5 protein-coding genes and 1 pseudogene are annotated in these 5,990 nt (G+C 64.1%); all 6 read left to right on the forward strand.

The genetic code is table 11. From position 1 onward, the window contains the following. A pseudogene (locus tag H926_RS0121635) lies at positions 1-261 on the forward strand (alpha/beta hydrolase); the annotation flags it as partial. A gap of 222 nt (positions 262-483) precedes the next feature. Beyond that, positions 484-1,917 carry a circularly permuted type 2 ATP-grasp protein gene (locus H926_RS0121640; protein ID WP_022678110.1) on the forward strand — a complete coding sequence of 478 codons (1,434 nt, stop codon included), beginning with the start codon at positions 484-486 and terminating at the stop codon, positions 1,915-1,917. A gap of 21 nt (positions 1,918-1,938) precedes the next feature. Next, positions 1,939-2,886, forward strand: a complete 948-nt coding sequence (locus H926_RS0121645) for an alpha-E domain-containing protein (RefSeq protein ID WP_022678111.1) — start codon at positions 1,939-1,941, stop codon at positions 2,884-2,886. A 19-nt stretch (positions 2,887-2,905) separates the two neighbouring features. Next, the gene (locus H926_RS0121650) at positions 2,906-3,721 is read left to right on the forward strand and encodes a transglutaminase family protein (RefSeq protein WP_022678112.1); all 816 of its coding nucleotides are present in this window, start codon (positions 2,906-2,908) and stop codon (positions 3,719-3,721) included. 106 nt (positions 3,722-3,827) lie between these two features. Further along, complete coding sequence (locus H926_RS0121655) at positions 3,828-4,565, forward strand: proteasome-type protease (RefSeq protein WP_022678113.1); 738 nt, start codon at positions 3,828-3,830, stop codon at positions 4,563-4,565. Positions 4,566-4,834: 269 nt separating this feature from the next. Next, positions 4,835-5,485 (forward strand): response regulator transcription factor, encoded by a 651-nt coding sequence (locus H926_RS0121660; protein WP_237741148.1) that lies wholly within the window; start codon positions 4,835-4,837, stop codon positions 5,483-5,485. Positions 5,486-5,990: the final 505 nt, after the last annotated feature.

The raw sequence follows: 5,990 nt of genomic DNA on the forward strand, positions 1-5,990 counted from the left end.
GCCAACAATGCCTGGCGCGCCTATCAGATCGTTGCGGGCCACAGCGTGGACGAGGCACCGATGGCCCAGGATCTCGCCACCAAGCCGCCGGTGCCGACGATCGCGTTGTGGAGCCCGCGCGACGGGATCATCGCGCCGCGCAGCGCGGCCGGCTGGCCGGGCGAGCGCGATCTGGCCGTGCCGCTGCGCGTGACCCATCTGGGCTTTGCCGCCCATCCGCAGGTGGCCCGCACGCTTGTCGATCTCGTCGCGCGCTACTGAGTCTGTCGGGGCAGATTTCGCCGTTTCGGGCGGTCTGATCGGTTTTCCTGCCAGTAAACGCACGAAAACTGGCGCGAACCGGCGCGGCGCGGATGCTGCCACGCCACATCGCCCTGTGCAAGGGCCTGCGCCACGATGGATTCAATTGTTTCGCATGCGCAGCATCGGCGCTTGCGGCCGGCCGAATCGTGTGCAAGCAATGGGCCAGACGGGAGGTTCTGCATGACCAAATCCTCGCTCTCGTCCTATGACGAGATGCTTGAAGCCGATGGCTCCACACGCCCTGCCTACAGCGGGTATTGCGAGTGGCTGAAAGAGCAACCACCCGAATTGCTGCGGCGAAAATCGGGCGAAGCCGAAGCCTTTTTCCGCAAGACCGGGATTACCTTCAACGTTTACGGCAACGAGGACGCCGAAGAGCGCCTCATCCCCTTCGACATGGTCCCCCGGATCATCAACGCCGCGCAGTGGCGCCGCCTGTCGAAGGGCATTGAGCAGCGGGTGCGCGCGCTCAACGCTTTCCTCCACGATCTTTATCATCGCCAGGAAATCGTCCGGTCCGGGCGCCTGCCCGAACGCGTGCTCAAGGGTAACAAGGCCTTTCTGCCGCAGATGGCTGGCTTTACCCCGCCGGGCGGCGTCTATACCCACATCGTCGGCATCGACCTTGTCCGCACTGGCGAAGATGATTTCATGGTGCTGGAAGACAACGCCCGCACACCATCGGGCGTGTCCTACATGCTCGAAAACCGCGAAACCATGATGGCCATGTTCCCCGAACTGTTCACCAAGGTGCGGGTGCGCGAGGTTTCCGATTATCCCCGCCGCCTGGCGCGCAGCCTGGCGGCCTGCGCCCCTCCGGCGGCAAGCGGGCACAAGCCGGTGGTGGCGGTGCTGACGCCGGGCACGTTCAACAGCGCCTATTACGAGCACGCCTTCCTGGCGGACCAGATGGGCGCCGAACTGGTCGAAGGCAGCGACCTCAAGGTGGAGAACGGCCGCGTCGCCATGCGCACCACGCGCGGCTGGCAGGCGATCGACGTGCTCTATCGCCGGGTCGACGACGATTACCTCGATCCGCTGTCGTTCAAGCCTGAAAGCGTGCTGGGCGTTTCGGGGATCATGGACGTCTATCGCGCTGGCGGCATCACCATCGCCAATGCGCCGGGCACCGGGATTGCCGATGACAAGGCGATCTACAGCTTCATGCCCGAGATCATCGAATTCTATACCGGGGAAAAGCCGATCCTGGCCAACGTGCCCACCTGGCGCTGTTCGGAAAGCGATTCGCTGGCCTACGTGCTCGACAATCTGGCGGATCTGGTGGTCAAGGAAGTGCATGGCTCGGGCGGCTACGGCATGCTGATCGGGCCCACCTCGTCGCAGCGGGAAATTGCGGTGTTTGCCGAAAAGCTGCGCGCCAATCCCGATAACTACATCGCGCAGCCCACGCTTTCGCTCTCCACCGTGCCGATCTTCACCAAGGCCGGCCTGGCGCCGCGCCATGTCGACCTGCGCCCGTTCGTGCTGGTCTCGCCGCAGGGGATCGACATCACGCCTGGTGGCCTGACGCGGGTGGCGCTCAAGAAAGGATCGCTGGTGGTCAATTCGTCGCAAGGGGGCGGCACCAAGGACAGCTGGGTGCTGGACGATTGAGGCGGAAGGGAAAACGATAAAATGCTTGGACGTTCCGCCAACGGCATCTTCTGGCTGTTCCGCTATCTCGAACGCGCGGAAAATACCGCGCGGCTGGTAGAGGCCGGCTTTCGCATGGCGCTGACCCGCGACGCCGCCGATGCCAGCGACGAATGGCGCTCGGTCATCGTCACGCTGGGATTGCAGGGGGCCTATCAGGCCAAGTTCGGCAACGACTATGCCGGCAGCAACGTGTTCAACTTCATCCTGCGCGATCGCGACAACCCCGGCAACGTGCTGAGCATGGTCGAACAGGCGCGCCACAACGCGCGCATGGTTCGCACCGGCATCACGCGCGAGGTGTGGGAGGCGGTCAACGAAAGCTGGATGATCCTCAAGCAGGAACTGGCCCGCACTGTCACCGAAACGCGCCTGGGCGGCGTGCTCGACCTGATTCGCCGCCAGTCCACCCTGGTGCGCGGGGCGATGGAAGGCACGATGCTGCGCAACGATATCTATTACTTTGCCCGTGCCGGCAGCTTTATCGAGCGGGCAGACAACACCGCGCGCCTGCTCGATGTGAAGTACTATGTGCTGCTGCCTTCGCTGTCCTATGTCGGCTCCAGCCTCGACAACGTGCAGTGGGACAACGTGCTGCGGGCCGTGGCCGGGGACCGTGCCTATCGCTGGCTCAACGCCGGGCGGATGGAGGCGCGCGGCATTGCCGAGTTCCTCATGCTCGACGGGCGTTTTCCGCGCAGCCTGGCGTTCTGCTATGCCCAGTTGCGCGACTATCTCGATCGGCTGGCGGTCGAATACGGCGATCGGCTGGAAACGCACGAGATTGCCGCGCGCACGCACGAGCAGCTCAAGAGTCAGACCATCGATGGCGTGTTCGAGCACGGGCTCCACCAGGTGATCGGCCAGTTCATCGCCGCCAACAACCACCTCGCGCAGCAGATCCAGCGCGACTATCGCTTTACCGAATAAGGAAAGGGGAAGGCCGCCCATGCGCCTCGCGATCAGCCACACCACGCGCTACACCTTTTCCACGCCGGTGGCCCACGGGCTGCAACGCCTGCGCCTCACCCCGCTGGCCTGCCGTGGGCAAAGCGCGGAGTTCTGGGAGATCGAACTGGAAGGCGCGCGGCCCGAGGTGTCGTACGACGACGAAAACGGCAACCGCGTTACGCTGATCTCGTTCGTGCCCGGCGCGCGCGAGGTGGTGATTCGCAGCCAGGGCGTGGTCCAGACAGCCGACAATGCCGGGGTGATGGGCAAGCAGCCCGGCCATCTGCCGCTGTGGCATTTTACCGAGCAGACCGCACTGACGCGGGGCGGCCCGCGCGTGCGCGCACTGGTCGATGCCCTGCCCGAAGAGGCGGAAGACGTGCTGGCCCGGCTCCACGCGCTCAGTGCCCTGGTGCGCGAGGCGGTGGCCTATGAAAGCGGGCACACCGATGTTGCCACCTCGGCCGAGCAGGTGCTCGCCGCCGGGCGCGGGGTGTGCCAGGACCAAGCCCACGTGTTCATCGCCGCTGCGCGGCTACTCGGCGTTCCCGCGCGCTATGCCAGCGGCTACCTGATGATGGACGATCGGGTGGAACAGGATGCCGGCCATGCCTGGGCGCAGGCCCATGTGCCGGGACTGGGCTGGGTCGGCTTCGATATCGCCAACGCGATCTGCCCCGATGCGCGCTATGTCCACCTGGCGACTGGCTGTGATTACACGGCCTGCGCGCCGATCACCGGCATCCGCTATGGCGCGCGTGACGAAGCGATGCATGTCAGCCTGGCCGTTGAACAACAGCGCATGGAACAATAAGACCCTGCGTGAAGGCCACGGTGCCGCCAAGGGCATTGCGGCAGGCATCGCAGGTGTAGGATAGTGGGGAACCGGCCGGCGCGCGCCGGCCGGACGGGGACGGACAATGACCTATTGCGTGGGGATGATGCTCGACAAGGGGCTCGTCCTGATGAGCGACACCCGCACCAATTCGGGCGTCGACAACATTTCGGTATTCCGCAAGAGCTTTACCTGGTCGGTGCCGGGCGAGCGGGTCATCACGATCATGACGGCGGGCAACCTCGCGACGACTCAGGCGGTGATCAGCCAGCTTGAGGAGCGCAACAAGGCGCCCAGCGAGCGGCGCCCGTCGATCCTCGAAGAGCCCACCATGTTCCAGGTTGCCACGCATGTTGGCAATCTGCTGCGCGGCGTGATCGAGGGGCGCCAGTCCGGCCCGGTGCAGGGCGAGGGCGCGCGCTTTACCGCGACGATGATCGTGGCGGGCCAGATCAGGGACATGGAGCCGCGCCTGTTCATGATCTATCCCGAAGGCAACTTCATCGAGGCGAGCTTCGATACGCCGTTTTTCCAGATCGGTGAAACCAAGTATGGCCGGCCGATCTTGCTGCGCGGCTATGACAAGGGCATGGATTTCGAACAGGCGGTCAAGCTGCTGATGGTCTCGTTCGATTCGACCGTGGCGGCCAATCTGTCGGTGGGCTTGCCGTTCGATCTGACCGTCATCGCGCGCGACCAGTTCGAGCCGCTGCACCAGCGCCGCATCCGCGCCGACGATCCCTATTTCAACGCGATTTCGTCCAGCTGGAGCGAGGCGCTGCGCAACGCTTTCCATCAGCTGCCAGACTATCGGTTCGATTGATCGGATAATGTGCCACTCTGGATCATTACTGCCGCGTTAATGACGAAAATTCACGTTTCGAAACGCAATATGTCATTAACAAACCTCGGGAAACGCCACCGCTTGGGGTGCGGCGGACACTTAGGGGCAGGTCAACAAAGTTGTCATATCTCGGCGATCTTCAGCCAAATAGTTGGCTCCGCTTCGGAGCCGAATTCCCTAAGGAATATGGGCAGCTAACCGGTCTTGAGTCCGAAGGAAGCGTTCAGTTCGAAGCATTCATGCGTGGCGTGGAAGCAGCCCGTAGTGGTTACTTCGGCACCATGGTCGAACGTGTCACACTCCACATCCTCGATAGCGACTCTGCCCGCCGGGCACAGCTTGCTCGTCTCGCCTTTGCCGCCGGACATCATGCCGAAATTTACGGCAGTACGGACGAGTTGCTGGCGCACGCGCCCAGTACCGGGCTGCTCTTGGCGCATGACGATCCGCCCGGAGAGGCGGTGCCGGCGCTGATCGCGGCGATGATGCGTGCCGGGCACTGGCTGCCAGTTATCGCCATTGGCAATGCCCCGGAAACCTGGGCGGTGGTGCGCACGATCAAGGCGGGGGCGCTGGATTACCTGGCGATTCCCAACCAGATCGGTCCGCTCAACGAGGCAATCAGCCGCGCCGCGCACGAAGCCGAATCGCACCGCGTACAACGCGCCCGCGCCGCGGAGGCACGCCAGCGCATCGCCCGACTTTCACTGCGCGAACGCGAGGTGCTCGATCGCCTGGCCGAAGGATGCAGCAACAAGGCCATCGCGCGCGACCTGGATATCAGCCCGCGCACCGTGGAAATCCATCGCATGAAGATGATGGGCAAACTCGGCGCCCGCCACGCCGCCGAAGCGGTCCGCCTGCGGATCGAGGCGACCGGCCTGGGCGACGCAGCCTGACGCCAGAACGGACACACGACATTCGGCCATGAGGGAGGGCTTCAGGAAGGCGGGAAGCGTGATCTCCCGCCTTTCTGGATTCTGCAGGCCACCAAGATCCTCCCCCACACCGTGGGGGAGGTGGCAGCCCGCAGGGCTGTCGGAGGGGGCGTGTTAGCCCGAACCCGCCACGAAAATGCCGGGCCGGGCGCTGCGACGTCACGCGCCGCCAGGCAATGAACTGAATACAATAAAAGCTTTGTCGCGCAGAGGCGCAGAGGCGCGGAGAACAGGCAGTCTCTGCGCCTCTGCCCGAAATCAATCATGCTGTTGGGATGGCTGAAACGAGGTTCACTGCGTGCGCCTCGGAAGGTCAGAAGACGTAAAGGGGGGGCGCAGGTCCAGTGCTGGCCATGGCCGAGATCGGTGGGAATTTGCCTTTACCGTCTCCAACTCCCTCATTCCCGCGCAGGCGGGAATGAGGAGCGAATGGGCTGAAGGTGGTGGCTGGCTGCCGCATGCGCGA

The sequence above is a fragment of the Novosphingobium sp. B-7 genome (genome assembly GCF_000410615.1).
Lineage (GTDB): Bacteria > Pseudomonadota > Alphaproteobacteria > Sphingomonadales > Sphingomonadaceae > Novosphingobium > Novosphingobium capsulatum.